General features: G+C 49.9%; 9 protein-coding genes. 5 read left to right on the top strand and 4 right to left on the bottom strand.

From position 1 onward, the window contains the following. Together ACQY6Y_RS01755 and ACQY6Y_RS01750 are read left to right on the top strand one after the other, a co-directional pair. Positions 1-666 (top strand): response regulator transcription factor, encoded by a 666-nt coding sequence (locus ACQY6Y_RS01755; protein WP_428378589.1) that lies wholly within the window; start codon positions 1-3, stop codon positions 664-666. Positions 667-687: 21 nt separating this feature from the next. Next, positions 688-1,758 (top strand): sensor histidine kinase, encoded by a 1,071-nt coding sequence (locus ACQY6Y_RS01750; RefSeq protein WP_428378588.1) that lies wholly within the window; start codon positions 688-690, stop codon positions 1,756-1,758. A gap of 54 nt (positions 1,759-1,812) precedes the next feature. Here ACQY6Y_RS01750 and ACQY6Y_RS01745 read toward each other — a convergent pair whose 3' ends face one another. Further along, complete coding sequence (locus tag ACQY6Y_RS01745; RefSeq protein ID WP_428378587.1) at positions 1,813-4,017, bottom strand: ABC transporter permease; 2,205 nt, start codon at positions 4,015-4,017, stop codon at positions 1,813-1,815. Continuing rightward, positions 4,007-4,900 carry an ABC transporter ATP-binding protein gene (locus ACQY6Y_RS01740; RefSeq protein ID WP_428378586.1) on the bottom strand — a complete coding sequence of 298 codons (894 nt, stop codon included), beginning with the start codon at positions 4,898-4,900 and terminating at the stop codon, positions 4,007-4,009. The genes ACQY6Y_RS01745 and ACQY6Y_RS01740 overlap by 11 nt, the downstream gene beginning before the upstream one ends. Positions 4,901-5,253: 353 nt before the next feature. On the opposite strand from ACQY6Y_RS01740, the gene nifJ reads away from it, so the two are divergent. Beyond that, positions 5,254-8,790 carry a pyruvate:ferredoxin (flavodoxin) oxidoreductase gene (gene nifJ / locus ACQY6Y_RS01735; RefSeq protein ID WP_428378585.1) on the top strand — a complete coding sequence of 1,179 codons (3,537 nt, stop codon included), beginning with the start codon at positions 5,254-5,256 and terminating at the stop codon, positions 8,788-8,790. A 123-nt stretch (positions 8,791-8,913) separates the two neighbouring features. On the opposite strand, the gene ACQY6Y_RS01730 is transcribed toward nifJ, so the two are convergent. After that, the gene (locus ACQY6Y_RS01730; RefSeq protein ID WP_428378584.1) at positions 8,914-11,106 is read right to left on the bottom strand and encodes a HelD family protein; all 2,193 of its coding nucleotides are present in this window, start codon (positions 11,104-11,106) and stop codon (positions 8,914-8,916) included. 52 nt (positions 11,107-11,158) lie between these two features. After that, on the bottom strand, positions 11,159-11,743 hold the full coding sequence (gene yihA / locus ACQY6Y_RS01725) for a ribosome biogenesis GTP-binding protein YihA/YsxC (protein WP_428378583.1): 585 nt from the start codon (positions 11,741-11,743) through the stop codon (positions 11,159-11,161). 154 nt (positions 11,744-11,897) lie between these two features. Between yihA and ACQY6Y_RS01720 the strand changes: the two genes are divergently transcribed. Further along, positions 11,898-13,568, top strand: a complete 1,671-nt coding sequence (locus ACQY6Y_RS01720; RefSeq protein ID WP_428378582.1) for a BglG family transcription antiterminator — start codon at positions 11,898-11,900, stop codon at positions 13,566-13,568. 240 nt (positions 13,569-13,808) lie between these two features. Next, positions 13,809-15,194, top strand: a complete 1,386-nt coding sequence (locus ACQY6Y_RS01715; RefSeq protein ID WP_428378581.1) for a PTS galactitol transporter subunit IIC — start codon at positions 13,809-13,811, stop codon at positions 15,192-15,194. The last annotated feature ends 53 nt before the right edge of the window (positions 15,195-15,247 follow it).

Raw genomic sequence — 15,247 nt, 5'->3', positions numbered from 1 at the left:
TTGGCGCGTATTTACATTGTTGAAGATGACGAAGCAATTAGAGGCGAACTCATCACCTTACTTAACCGTGAGGGATATGAGGTGGCTTGGTGTGAGTCATTTGATAACGCCGCAGCCGAGGCACTTGCCTCGGCTAGTGATCTTGTCCTGCTGGACTTATCGCTGCCACAAACCGATGGTCAGCTTATTTGCCGAGAAATACGCCAGTCTTCTGAGGTGCCAATCATCGTACTTACTTCTCGTACAACTGAAGTTGATGAGGTCATGAGTATGACGCTGGGAGCCGATGACTTTATTGCGAAGCCATATAGCTCCCGCGTCTTACTTGCACACATCAGCGCAGCTTTGCGTCGCTCTGGCGCAGCTTTGGCTAAGGCAACTGTGGAATATAAGGGTGTGCGTCTCAATCTCTCTCGTTCCGAGGTGTCTTTCAATGGCGCAACGGTTGAGCTTACAAAAAATGAACTGAAGATCTTATCGTTGCTTATGAAACGCGCAGGTGCGATTGTTTCTCGAGAAGAGCTTATGAGAGATCTTTGGGATTCCGACGTCTTTATTGATGACAATACCCTTACGGTCAATGTAAATCGACTGCGCAATACGCTTACTAAAATTGGGTTGCAGGGGTTTCTTACTACACATCGTGGTATGGGTTATTCCGTGTAACTATCGACTGCAGGTGTGTCCATGAGTATCACTGAGTACCTTCGTTCTCGTTTATGGGCTTTAATGCTCCTTGCACTACTGGAAGCGTTGGTAGTGCTGGTGCTATGCGCAATAGGCGCGAATGATCAGCTTGTTGTTTTTATTTGTTTGCTTATTGGTGCAGCATGGTGTTGCTTATTAGGTATCGAATACGCTCGTGAACGGCGTTTTTACGATGACTTAGTAGATATGAGACGACTGCTCGATAATCCGCGTATGATTCCAACGCTCATTGAGGAACCCGATTTTCCCGAAGGTCGTATTGCGCTCGAAGCGTTGAATGCAATGGCAAAAGTAACAAGTGATGAAGCCGCAGAAGTTCGTCGGCAAATCGAAGACTATCGCTCATATGTTGAGACATGGGTTCATGAGGCAAAGTCACCGTTGGCCGCTGCGCATCTTATGGTTGATAACTTGCACGATGATCCGCTGCTTGCAGCCGAGGATCCAGATCGTTTGATTGCCCTTAAAGATGAACTTTCCCGTGTAGAGAACTACGTTGAGCAGGCACTGTATTATGCACGGTCAGAGTCAGTTGAACGCGATTATTTGGTGAGACGATATGTGCTGCGCGATATTGTGTCATCAGCTTTGCGTACCAATGCTCACGAGTTGATAACAGCTCACATAACACCCAAGCTCGAAGACGGTCTTGATCTGGCGGTCTTTTGCGATGATAAGTGGCTCGAATTTATCATCGGACAGGTGCTGCAGAATAGTGTTCGTTATGCTGAGCCAGATACTCCCGAGGGGCCATACATTAGTTTTTCGGCTTGCTTGCTCGGGGAGGGGACTGCTTCTGAGCGTGTTGATCTTACGATTGCAGATAATGGATGCGGAACTTCTCCAGCAGATCTCTCACGTGTGTTCGAGCGAGGTTTTACCGGCGAGAATGGTCGAACACATAAGCGCTCTACTGGATTAGGGCTTTGGTTAGTTGCTCGTTTATGTAACAAGATGGGCTTAGGGGTACGTGCTCATTCAGTTGAAGGTGAGGGTTTCAGCGTCACGATTGAGTTCCCAACAAATAAGATGCATTACTTCGAAGAGTAAAAAGAAAGGCGCAGGTCTCTTTGAAAAGACTTGCGCCTTATTTAGCAGTTGTTACTACAGGCTATGCCGCAGGTGCACAGCATCACGGACGATGCCTTTGCTCATTGCATAGGTGAGCAGGAAGTATCCGCCGTAAGCAACCAAGAAAATCGCAACGGTCATGCCGGCGGATCCGGCAATAGTGAGTCCGCCAAACAGCGAAACTAACTTAACAATTACCGATAGAGCAATGGCACTGTGAGCTGCTCCGATAACAAGTGGGAAAAGGAAGAAAATGGTTTGCTGAGCAAAGATTGAGTGATGCATCTGAGATGTTGCAGTTCCCAATTCTGCAAGGATGCGATAATTGGAGCTCGCTTCTGCAACGCCAGAAAGTTGCTGAATGGTTAGAATTGCTGCGCATGCAAGAACCAGGACAAATCCAATATAAATTGCCAGGTAGCTGATAAGACCATTCATGGAGTCTACGCTCTCATAGGTTTGTGTGCGGCTGGCTTCTGTTCCCCATGTTCCAACAACGTTGCCAGATGTGTCTTTGACACCTTCGCCGTAGTCCCGATATTCAGATATATATTCGTCGCCCTCTTCAGTGGAAACGTTATCGGCGTAGTTGAGCAGCAAATAGCTGTTATAGAGAGGGAGATTGAGATCGTCCACTAAGGCATCGGGCAATACGATAGTTCCTGAGTTCATGCCCATCATGGCATTGATAAAAACGCTGGCCTCTGCAGGTACGCTATCCGCAATGGGTGTAAGCGTATGTCCACCTAGGGTGAGCTCAGTATGCTGGCTCAAGATCTTGTTATATATGTTTTGGAGATCCCCTCCCATGTCAGAAAGAATGAGATAGCCATTGCCGTGGAGGTTAATCTCGTCCATTCCGCGGAAGCGCAAATACTCGTTGTAGTTACTCTCTTTCACGACCATCAAGCCAAGTGATGTGACATCAGAACTCTCTGTTCCTGCTGGCAGAGGAGAACCTGTCATATCGCAGAGATCTTTAAGGGTAATGAGAGGCATAGTGGCACCGCGAGGCGTGGAGTCATAGGCATTTACTTGTACATAGCTTCCGACAATTTTTGAAAGATCAAACGGATGGGCATCCGGTGTGTCGGGATTGACTACGTCGTTCTTGCTGGCTTCCATCATATCTATGGGAGTGTTGGCAACTGCATAGGTTGGGGATCCATCGGGATCTGCGGCTGCCATTTCATTCATTTCTGCAGCCGAATCATCGCCGAGATAAACGAGCGTACGAGAATAGTCTACGGGCGTGCCTCTCTCAACAGAGTTATTCATCACGTCTGCCAGAGACATGCCGGTGCTTACTGCTGTGAGTGCCAAAAAGAGAATCATAGAGATAACGGCCATAGAGAGGCTGACGGTGTTCACACGAGCTGACAGCTGCCGCAGGGTGACCATATTGAGACCACGCCAATACAGCCCCTTTGTTGCCTGAAGTGCTTTGAGAAGAAACCCCGAAAAGCCGTAGAAGAACAGAATGGTGCCAACAACCACAATGCCGGTAGTAAGGAAAAACGCATTCATTTCTTCGGCTGCGCCATTTACCGGGAGTCCATCTTTGAGTAAGCGCGCGTAGGCAATTCCTATTGCCACAGCACCAATAATAAAAATAACTGCAGAAACCCAAGCATTACGAACCTTAATAGTTTCGTTTCTGCGATCTGCGCTCATAAGATCGATGACTTTGGCTTTCCTTACAACGCGCAAATTAAAAACGAGCGTAACAAGAAAAATCGCAATCATGCATCCAACTGTGGTGATAAGCGCTTGAAAGGAGATGAAGAAGTGAAAGTTTGCTATTTGAGTTTTAAAGATCGAGGCGGTGAAAAACACCATTATCTGCGAAAGAGCAATACCTAAAACGATGCCCACAATCAGTGCTGCAAAAGAAACGAAGATTGTTTCAAGTGTCATGATGCGAGCAACTTGTCCACGACTCATACCTAAGACTTGATATAAGCCAAATTCGCGCTTACGCCTTCTCATGATGTAGTTGTTGGCATAGACCAACAGAAAACCCATTACAAAAGCGAGAAATATGGTGAGGCCAGAAATAATAGAGCCTAAAAGCGTGCCCATACCGGGATTTTTACTGCCCACACCGGCAATATCAACCTGGAAAGAAATGGTATTAAAAGCGTAAAACACCGTTACAGCAAGGGCGAGGGTGAGGAAATACACCAGATAATCGCGGCCTGCTCGACGGATGTTAGAAAGTGCAATCCTAAAGAGCATCGGAGCCTTCACCACCCATCATGGCAACGACCTCGATAATGCGATCGAAGAATGTGCGTCTGGGAGTATCTCCACGACGGATCTCAGTGAAAATCTTACCGTCACGAATAAAAATGACTCGCTGAGCATAGCTGGCGGCAAAAGAGTCGTGTGTCACCATAAGAACCGTAGCATTATCACGCGTGTTGAGCGTTTCGAAGCACTCCAAGAGCAAGCGAGCGTTTTTCGAATCTAAAGCTCCAGTTGGCTCGTCTGCCATAATTATGGCAGGGTCGGTAACAAGGGCGCGCGCCGCCGAAACACGTTGCTGCTGTCCACCGGATAACTGATAGGGGAATTTATCAAGGGTATTTTCTATATTGAGCCGCCGTGCAACTGCGTTGACGCGCTCAAGGCATTGAGCAGCAGGAACATGACCAATGGTAAGGGGAAGCGCTATATTCTCACGCGCTGTAAGGGTGTCGAGAAGGTTTGAGTCTTGAAAGACAAACCCGAGCTGTTCACGACGGAATCTTGCAAGCTGTCGACTTTTGAGAGCAGTCACATCGGCCCCGTTAAGCCAAACATGACCACTGGTTGCCGTATCAATCGTAGAAATGCAGTTGAGCAAGGTGGATTTTCCTGATCCCGATGCTCCCATAATGGCAATAAACTCTCCGCGGCACACATTGAATGAAACATCCGTAAGGGCATGGGTGATATTTCCACGGCCACCATAGATCTTCTCAAGGTGACTTACCGAAAGAATTGGGGGCTCTGCAGCTTTTTGTTGGTGTGATGTAGAACTCGTAGGTACGACATGTAAATGTTGAGAAGAACCAGCCCCAGATTCCGGCGCGTAGGATGCCCCCTGTGCCGGACTGGGTGCGAAATGGTTGGACATAACAGCCTCCTTTCAGGGTCAATGTGTGACCCGTGTGAGCAGTACGTTTATATCCTCGCGCCCGCTCTTCTCAACAGCCATCGAATTGTCTTACGACATGGTTACGCTTTTGAAAGGTAACGAATTTTGTCAACGAACAGGGATAATAATGTGAGTCCTCAACGGACAATCGTGCTTACAGACAATAAAGCTTACGAACTGCCGTTGTTGAGACAATCGAACGCGGTACAATCGTGTTACATATGTATACGATCGATCCATCGTTGAGGGTAACGGTGTCTGGCGGTCGATAAACCATTGCGAGGGGCAGTTGCCGACTGGCGGTAACGCCTTGCGTTGAAGGAGAGGGGATAATGGAGAGGAAATTTAAGTCCATGGACGGCAACGAGGCGGCGGCGTACGTCTCGTATGCGTTCACTGAGGTGGCGGGCATCTACCCGATCACCCCATCCAGCCCCATGGCCGACCACGTTGATCAGTGGGCAGCCCAGGGCATGAAGAACGTCTTTGGCACACCGGTAAAGGTTGTCGAGATGGAGTCTGAGGCGGGCGCCGCTGGCACCGTTCACGGCTCACTTGGCGCTGGTGCTCTTACGACCACCTATACAGCGTCGCAGGGTCTGCTCCTCATGATCCCGAATATGTATAAGATCGCTGGCGAGGGCCTGCCGGGCGTTTTCCATGTGTCGGCTCGTACGGTTGCCTCCCACGCGCTTAACATTTTCGGCGATCACTCCGATGTTATGGCTTGCCGTCAGACCGGCTTTGCCATGCTCGCTGAGGGCAATGTCCAGGAAGTAATGGATCTCGCACCCGTTGCTCACCTTGCAGCTATTGAGGGCAAGGTTCCGTTCCTGAACTTCTTTGACGGCTTCCGCACTTCTCACGAGATTCAGAAGGTTGCTGTTTGGGACTTCGACGATCTGAAGGACATGCTCGACATGGACGCTGTCCAGGCGTTCCGCGATCACGCCCTCAATCCGGAGCATCCGCATGCACGCGGCTCCCATGAGAACGGCGACATCTTCTTCCAGCATCGTGAGGCTTGCAACAAGGCCTATGACGCTCTGCCCGCCGTTGTTCAGTCCTACATGGACAAGATCAACGAGAAGCTTGGCACCAGCTATCACCTGTTCGACTACTATGGCGCTGACGACGCTGATCGCGTCGTCGTGTGCATGGGTTCGTTCTGCGACACCCTTGAAGAGGTTATCGATTACCTCAACGCTCATGGTGAGAAGGTCGGCCTGGTCAAGGTCCGTCTGTATCGTCCGTGGTCCATTGAGGACTTCGTCGCTGCTCTTCCTGAGACCGTCAAGAAGATTGCTGTTCTCGACCGCACCAAGGAGCCGGGTTCCATTGGCGAGCCGCTCTACGAGGACGTTATTACTGCTCTGTATGAGAGTGGTAAGACCGGCATTACCGTTGTTGGTGGCCGTTATGGTCTTGGTTCTAAGGACGAGCCTCCTGCAGCAGCCTTTGCTGTATACAAGGAGCTTGAGGCTGACGAGCCCAAGCGTGAGTTCACCATCGGCATCGAGGATGACGTTACCAACCTCTCCCTGCCCATGGATCCTGACGCTCCCAATACTGCCGATCCGAGCACCATTGAGTGCAAGTTCTGGGGTCTTGGTGGCGATGGTACCGTTGGTGCCAACAAGAACTCCATCAAGATCATCGGCGACCATACCGACAAGTACGTTCAGGCTTACTTCCAGTACGACTCAAAGAAGACGGGCGGCGTAACCATTTCGCACCTGCGCTTTGGTGATTCCCCCATTCGTTCGCCGTACTACATCAACAAGGCCAACTTCGTTGCTTGCCACAACCCCTCTTACATCATCAAGGGCTTCCCCATGGTCCGCGATGTCAAGCCGGGCGGTACCTTCCTGGTAAACTGCCAGTGGTCTGACGAAGAGTTTGCTTCTCACCTGCCAGCTGTTGCTAAGCGTTATATCGCTCAGAACAACATCAAGGTGTACCTCATCGATGCTATTGACCTGGCAGAGAAGGTCGGCATGGGCAAGCGCACCAACACGGTGCTCCAGTCCGCATTCTTCTCCCTGGCACAGGTGCTTCCCGCTGAGGATGCTATCCAGTACATGAAGGATGCTGCTGAGAAGTCCTACGCCAAGAAGGGCCAGAGCATCGTCGAGGCCAACTGGAAGGCTATTGACGCTGGCGCAACTGCATTCCGTGAGTTCGAAGTTCCTGCAGACTGGGCAGACGCCACCGACGAGCCCAAGAAGCTTACGCTTGAGGGCCGTGAGGCAATCATCAAGCAGGTCCGTGAGCTCATGGAGCCCATTAACCGTATGGACGGCGACTCCCTGCCTGTCTCCAAGTTTGTTGATTACGCAGACGGCCAGTGGGAGCTCGGTGCTTCTCAGTACGAGAAGCGCGGCGTTGCCGTTATGGTTCCGCATTGGGATGAGACCAAGTGCATCCAGTGCAACCAGTGCTCATTCGTGTGCCCGCACGCCACGATTCGCCCGATCGTTATGAACGCCGAGGAGCAGGCTGCTGCACCCGAGAACATGCGTCGTATCGACCTTACGATCCCCAAGGGCACCGGCTACACCTTCACCATGGCTGTAAGCCCGCTCGACTGCATGGGCTGCACCAACTGCACCAAGGTCTGCCCGAAGGACGCCCTTACCATGGTTCCGCAGGAGTCCGAGCTCGATCAGGCACCTGTTTGGGATTACGCCGTTAACAAGGTCTCCGAGAAGAGCGAGCTTGTTGCTGCCAACGTTAAGGGCAGCCAGTATGCTAAGCCCTATCTCGAGTTCTCCGGCTCTTGCGCCGGCTGCGCTGAGACCGCTTATGCACGTCTCATCACACAGGTCTGCGGCGACCGTATGTTTATCTCCAACGCTACTGGCTGCTCTTCAATTTGGGGCAACCCAGCAGCAACTTCACCGTTTACCGTTAATGCCTGCGGCCATGGCCCTGCATGGAATAACTCGCTGTTCGAGGACAACGCTGAGCACGGTCTTGGTCTCGCCCTTGGTTATCAGGCCGTCCAGGACAAGATTGTTGCTGAGACCGAGGAGATTCTGCAGTGCGATAAGGCTTCCGATGAGCTGAAGACCGCCGCAACTGCTTGGCTTGAGGTCCGCAAGGACGCCAAGGCCAGCAAGGCTGCAGCCGAAGCATACGTTGCTGAGCTCGAGAAGTCTGATTGCAAGAAGGCCAAGGCTGTTCTGGCCGACAAGGCTTATCTCACCAAGAAGTCCTTCTGGATCTTCGGTGGCGACGGCTGGGCTTATGACATCGGCTTCGGTGGTCTCGACCACGTTCTTGCTTCCGGTAACGATGTAAACGTCTTCGTCTTTGACACCGAGGTTTACTCCAACACCGGCGGCCAGGCTTCCAAGTCCTCCAACCTTGGCCAGGTTGCACAGTTTGCTGCAGCTGGTAAGACCACGAAGAAGAAGAGCCTTGCTGAGATTGCTATGACCTATGGCTATGTATACGTAGCTCAGGTTGCTATGGGCGCCAACCCCGCTCAGACGCTCAAGGCAATCCATGAGGCCGAGGCTTACGATGGTCCTTCCCTCATCATAGGCTACAGCCCCTGCGAGATGCACTCCATCAAGAAGGGTGGTATGCAGAACTGCCAGGCCGAGATGAAGAAGGCTGTCGAGTGCGGCTACTGGAACCTCTTCCGCTTCAACCCGGCTGCTCCAGACGGCAAGAAGTTCTCGCTCGATTCCAAGGAGCCGAAAGAGGGCTATCAGGACTTCCTGATGAACGAGGCTCGCTATGCTTCGCTTACCCGCTCCTTCCCCGAGCGCGCTAAGGAACTCTTCGCCGAGAATGAGGAAGCCGCAATGGCACGCTATGCACACCTGATCAAGCTCAAGGATCTTTACGCTGACGAATAGTCTGTGTATGTGCACATAGCTGCATTAAGAATGAGAGCCCGTCGAGAAATCGGCGGGCTCTTTTTGTAGCAAGTTTTTGATTGTAAATAGCAGGCTTGCTTAGCTCTGTAAATAGATTTTGAACTACAAAGAAAGCAGCGGCGTTATCTTTCCTTGAGAAAGAATGGTTACACGGTGCATAGCGCGAGAGATGGCGGTATAAAGACGTCGACGTGCGAGTGGCTCATCTGGATACACATCTGCTTGTGCATCGGGAATAATAACTCCGTCGAACTCGAGGCCTTTAGCAAGGGTGAGATCGAGCAGGACCACTCCATCTGCTGGAAGCGTGTCGTCACGGTGCATTACTCGAACGGTATCTCCGAGCTGCTTTGCCAACCACCCCATACGTCCTCGATCGAGCGTAATAATTGCCGTGAGTCCTTCTTGATCTGAAGCGTTAGCAACTTCTTCGCGAAGGGCACTCAGATATTTCGCGCGCCCTTCATCGCTGATAGAACCATCAACAAACTCAGAGATAACAGGCGCAATACCGGAAGGATGAACCGAGGTAAGACGCACCTGCTTATCCTGAGGCAGAAGACTTGCAAATAAGTCGGTAATCTCAGGTGAAGAACGGTAGCTTGTGAGCAGTTCTACTTCTTCGACCTCGCGTTTGCCATCTGCAGCAAAAACGTTACGGATTTGGGGGAAGGATGCAGTGCCTTCACGAATTGCCTGGAACTCATCACCGAGGAGCATAAAGTGTGCTTGTGAGAAATACCGTGCAAGAACAAGCAGTTGCGTTTCAGTGTAATCTTGCACCTCGTCAATAAGGACATAGCGAACGTTCTTAGCGCTATTTCCCGTAATTGCGATCTTAAGATACAGCCATGCTGCTGCCGATAAGCCGCGTGTTCCCAGGATGCGCATACCAATACGATCTACCCTGAGCCAATCGCCCCGCTCAACAAGCTCGTGTGCACGTTCAAATTGAGGGGTGAGATAGGCCCTTGTCCAACGGATAGTTTCGTCCTCATCGAGCGGGTTGATGGTTTCACCAAAAGCTTCGATTTGTTCGTCGATATTGAGGCTGAGCACTTCTTCCTGGAGATCGGCATCTTTCGACAATGAAGTAAGGCGCCGCTCCAAACGCTCATGCAGATCATCTTTGACAAGCGATGAGAAGCGAGGGCATACACCAAAGCGTTCGAATTTCTCTGCGGCACTTACCACTTGGGACGTTTTAAGCAATACGCGACCATCAACAGCGATTTCATGGAAGTCGTCGGGCTCAAGTACCAAATCTTTCAAGCCTTGATCGAGATCAAGCAATATCTGAGGATTGTCATCAGCACCCGTTCCTCGTTCAGAAAGACCGAGCTCGGTCAAGAAGGAACGCCAGGTACGCACCTGTGGATTTGCTTCTCCCAAAGAGGGGAGAACAGTATCGATATAGCTCTCGAAGACATCGTTGGGAGTGAAGAGAAACACCTGGTCAGGGCTGAGTGTTTCTCGCTCACGATAGAGCAGGTATGCAATGCGCTGCAGCATTACTGAGGTTTTACCGGAACCAGCAACACCATTAACGATAAGAACGTCAATATCTTTATGACGAATAACTTCGTTCTGCTCACGCTGAATCGTTGCTGTAATGGCCTGGAGCTTTTCGGTGTGGTGCCGACGAAGACTCTCGAGAAGTAACGAGTCTTGAATAGCTACGGTGGTATCGAAGTACATGTCAAGATGGTCGCGGGTAATCTCAAACTGACGTCTGAGCTCAAGCGTAACGTGACGTGTACGACCATCTACCTCATATGAGGTATCACCCATCTCCTGGTTGTAATAGGTTTCAGCAACGGGGCTTCGCCAGTCGACAATAAGCGGACGGCGTTTCTCATCGGTAATACCAACAGCACCGATATAAATATCGCGCGGGGGACGTCCTGGCCTCATACGAAGGCGAACCTTAGCGAAATAAGGACGCTGTAAGAGCAGAAGAACGCGGCGGAGCTTATCGGTTGTAAAGTCGTGATACTGGTTATACGCATCAATAACGCTGTTGAGCGTCTCGATGGCAGCCAGTGTTTCCATAGTTTCATCTGCACCGCCAAAGTCGATGCGAATCTCTTCGCTCAAGTCTTTGAGGTCTTGAGCAGCGCCGGCATGACCAGTTTCGAGCTCCTCGCCGATCTCGTCACGCATGCGTTCAAGTTTTGCATATACCTCAGAAAGGTACGCCTGTTCTTCTCTATAGACAGGATCGGTCGAAAGATCTTTCTGTTCATTGTCAGATACAACAGATGATTCAGAAACAGCTGAGGGATGGCTGTCCATGAGACCTCCAATAGCAGAAAAATGGACATACCATCGTAGCGCAAAAGCGTTCTTACAAACAGGCCAGTTCTATTCGTTGCTTAAGTTCATCAATTCCCTGATGTGTTGCAGATGAGGTAATAACCATATCCTCTGGCTCAAGTCCAAAAGAGCGAGCAAGTACTGAGGCTTGTCTTTGCTGTTTGGAGCGAGTGAGCTTATCTGCTTTGGTCAGAACAATAACATGCGGCAGTTGTAATTCTGCAATGTAGGAAAGCATTTGAATATCGAGCTTTTGCGCCTCATGGCGTATATCTACCAAAACACAAACGAGCTTAAGAGGGCGATCGGATTCAAAGTAACCAGAGATAAGATCTGCCCATCGCTGACGTTCGGTTTGGTTGACACGTGCAAAACCATAGCCAGGAAGATCCACAAGGTGAATTCGATCCACCTGGAAGAAATTGATATTTGCTGTTTTCCCTGGCTGCGACGAGACTTTGGCTAAAGCTTTGCGGCCAACAAGACCGTTGAGCAGCGATGACTTGCCAACGTTGGAACGGCCGGCGAGCGCTATTTCTGGTGCATTGGGTTTGGGAAGCTGGTCGATAGTACCGTAGGAGGCAATAAATTGGGCCTTCTGGTAGTTAATTGCCATGAAAGTAGACCTTTCTATCAACCGTTTGCTCAAAGCAAATCCGAACTTCCTATTTCGCAAGACTTACAAAGTGCAGGGTAGTATACCTATAGGCTATTATGCCTATCCCTAAAGGAAATACATCTTAATTTAGCCGGAATTCCTTGGTGAGTACATGCGCCTGGGGCCGGCTCTTGTTGTGAAGTGGTGGTATGCGATGAACAGAAGGATAGCTTTCATTTTGAAAGACCTAGCCCACTCTGTTGATACGCTAAGCTTGTCAGAACTTTCCAAGCGTTATGGAGTGTCAGAGCGGACCATACGCAACGATATAACTCAGCTCAATGCCATGCTCAAACAGGCAGGGATTGGTGAGCTTACCTTTGATTTAGGTGGCGCAATCGTTCTGCCCCCAGATTTTTCTCATGCACAAAAGGCTTTGCATGTTTCAGACACAGTGTCCTATAGGCTTTCATCCGAAGAGCGTGCTGTCTTTGGCGCTGCACTTCTTATTGCCAGTCGTGATTACCTTACAACCAACGAACTGGCAAAGATCTTTTCTGTGAGCAGAACTACCGTCTTAAACGATTTGCCCGACATCAAACAAGCGGTGGTAACTGCGGGTCTCCAAGTTGAATCGAAAGCAGGAAAAGGAATGCGAGCGATTGGTCCTGAGAGCGCTCGTCGTTTGTTTCTTGTTGATCTGTTAGTGCGCAAGGATCCAGTCTCGAGTTTGTGGCTTTCTTCGGCTGAAAAACTGCAGATACAAAAAGCGACCCGTCTTGCTCAAAAAGTCTTAGAGGAAGCTTCACAAAAGTTTGGCATTTCGCTTCCTGATATGAACTATCAAACAGCAGTGTGCGTTCTGATCATTACGATTATTCGTGTTGAAAATGGCGTCTCGCTTGATGGCTTAGAGGACGAGTTTTTAGGATGTTCTCGCGAGTTTGTAGGTCCTTATGAACACGAGATAATGAGTCTCATGGCTCAGCAATGTAACGTAAGTCTTTCGAGTGATGATGAACTCTTCTTTACGGCAGTTGCTCAGACCTTTCGTTATCACAACAAGAGCGCAATAAAAGTTGATAAAGCAAATGTGACCCAGATTGCTCAGAATTTTATTCGAGGGGTTTCTCAGCGATTGGAAGTTGGCTTAGAAGGCGATATGGAACTTCTAGGACAACTCTCAAACTATTTTGGCATGATCTTTGTTTCTGCAGAACCCCTCAAAGCTGATGATCCAATTGCAGGAGGAATTGCTCAAAATCAATCGTGGATTTTAGAGGCAGTTCAAAGTGAACTCACTTTTGTGGAACCGATTATTGGACGCCCTCTTGGAGATGATGAAGCTGCTGGTATTACCCTTTGTTTCTGTGCTGCTATTGAGCGTTGGAAAGTTGTTCGAGGCTATCCAAGGGTAGTAGTGGTGTGTTCGGGTGGTGATACCACAGCGCATCTTATGGCAGAACAACTGCGCAGAAGATTTGGTGTGCGCGTAGTGAAACTGCTGCGTGTACATGAGGCAAAATCGATTGATACAACATCGGCAGATCTCGTAGTGAGTACGACACCACTTACAAATTGTAAGATTCCCCTTGCCGTTGTTCATCCCGTGTTAGATGAACGAGATCTTGCGCTCATTGCTCAAAAACTTGATGAGATGGGCATTGGTTGGAGTATAACGGCTGCATCTCAAAAGCATGTTGTAGGACAAGGCCAAAGTAATCACCATGATGATGGAGAAGCACTCCTGAATGAATTGATGCCGGTGATAGAACAGCGAGTTGGCGCTTCAGATCCCCTTCTTGAAAAGGTGCGCACAATTGTTTTGCAACATTTTTCTTAACTGCTGAGTGCTCTGAATGACCTTACAAGCTCTCTATAAAACACTGCCTAATTAAACACTTGTTGACCGAAATATCAGTGGCTTTTACACGCAACTTACTTTCGGTGAAGGGAAGTTTTAGTCGGTTAGCGCAATTTCTTTCATAGAAGCGTGAAGAACATTTGACTGGTCTGATGAAGATTCTGTAGCTATGTTTGTTTCGTGATTCGCTTTTAGGACATGGAAGGAGAGAGCGTAAGGATGGATGTCCTCTATAACGTCGTCCAGTACATTCTGGGCTTCGGCGCAGCGGTATTCGTGCCGCTCATTATGCTCATCATCGGTCTGCTCTGCCGCATGAAGTTTGCGGATGCATTCATTGCAGCACTGACGCTGGGCATTGCTTTTACTGGCATGAATGTTGTTATTAACTTCATGACTGGTGCCATTACTCCGGCTGCACAGGGTCTTGCCGATGCAACCGGCATTGCTCTGCCGACAGTTGACGTGGGCTGGCCTGCACTTTCTGCTATTGCTTGGGCATGGCCCTATGGTGTTCTGTGCTTCCCGCTGCTCATTGCCATCAATGCAATCATGCTGACAACGAACACCACCAACGTTCTGAACGTTGACCTTTGGAACGCTTGGACCAAGCTGTGCACCTGCGTTATTACGTACTATCTCTGCAGCTCTGCTGGTATGGCTGAGGGTCTTGCAATTGCTATGGGCTTCATTGCTGCTGCAATTCAGATCATCGCTGAGCTCAAGATTGGTGACGCTATTCAGCCCACCATTGAGAATGTTACCGGCATTCCTGGCGTTACGGTTCCGCATGCTCTGATGCTCACCTGCACCATCGTGCTTCCTTTTGAGCTCATTCTTCAGCGTATTCCTGCTATTGAGAACAACAAGGTTGACGCTAAATGGCTCCGCAGCAAGATTGGTATCTTCGGTGAGAACTCTGTCATGGGCTTCATCATCGGCCTTCTGCTTGGTGCTGTTGCTTATCGTGAGCTTCAGGCTGCTCTGACCCTTGCTATTCAGGCTGCTACTGCTCTTACGCTCTTCCCGATGGTTTCTAAGCTCTTCATGCAGGCACTTTCCCCCATCTCCGATGCAGTGGGCGACTTCATGAAGAAGCGTTTCGCCGGCAAGCAGCTCATCATTGGTCTTGACTGGCCTATTCTTGCTGGTTCCAACGAGCTTTGGGTTACCACCGTTCTGCTCATCCCGTTCGAGCTCGTATTTGCCTTCCTGCTTACCCCGCTTGGCAACACCGTGCTGCCGTTCGCTGGTATCGTCAACATCTGCCTCGCACCAGTGCTGCTGATGATGACCGGTGGCAACCTCACAAAGATGCTTATCGAGGGTATTATCGTCACTCCGGTCTACCTGCTGGCTTCTTCAAGCTTCGCACCGTATCTGACTGAGCTTGCTCGTACGTTCTCGCCGGACTCCCTTGCGGGTATCGATCAGAACGCAATGATCACCTGGGCTACGCTCGAAACTCCGGACTTCCGTTGGTCTGTTGCCAACGCACTTTCCGGTCACCTGCCTGGCATTATTTGCTTCATCGTTTGGGTTGTCCTGTTCGTTGCACTGATGAAGTTCTTCAAGAAGCGCAACGAGAAGCTTGCAACTGCATAGTTTCAACTAAAGCAGTTCAAGAACTAACATAGCTCCCAACTCCAGTCGCCTCG

The sequence above is a fragment of the Olsenella sp. Marseille-QA0557 genome (assembly GCF_965119725.1).
GTDB lineage: Bacteria > Actinomycetota > Coriobacteriia > Coriobacteriales > Atopobiaceae > Coprovicinus > Coprovicinus avistercoris.
This window is presented reverse-complemented; position numbering and strand designations above follow the sequence as displayed.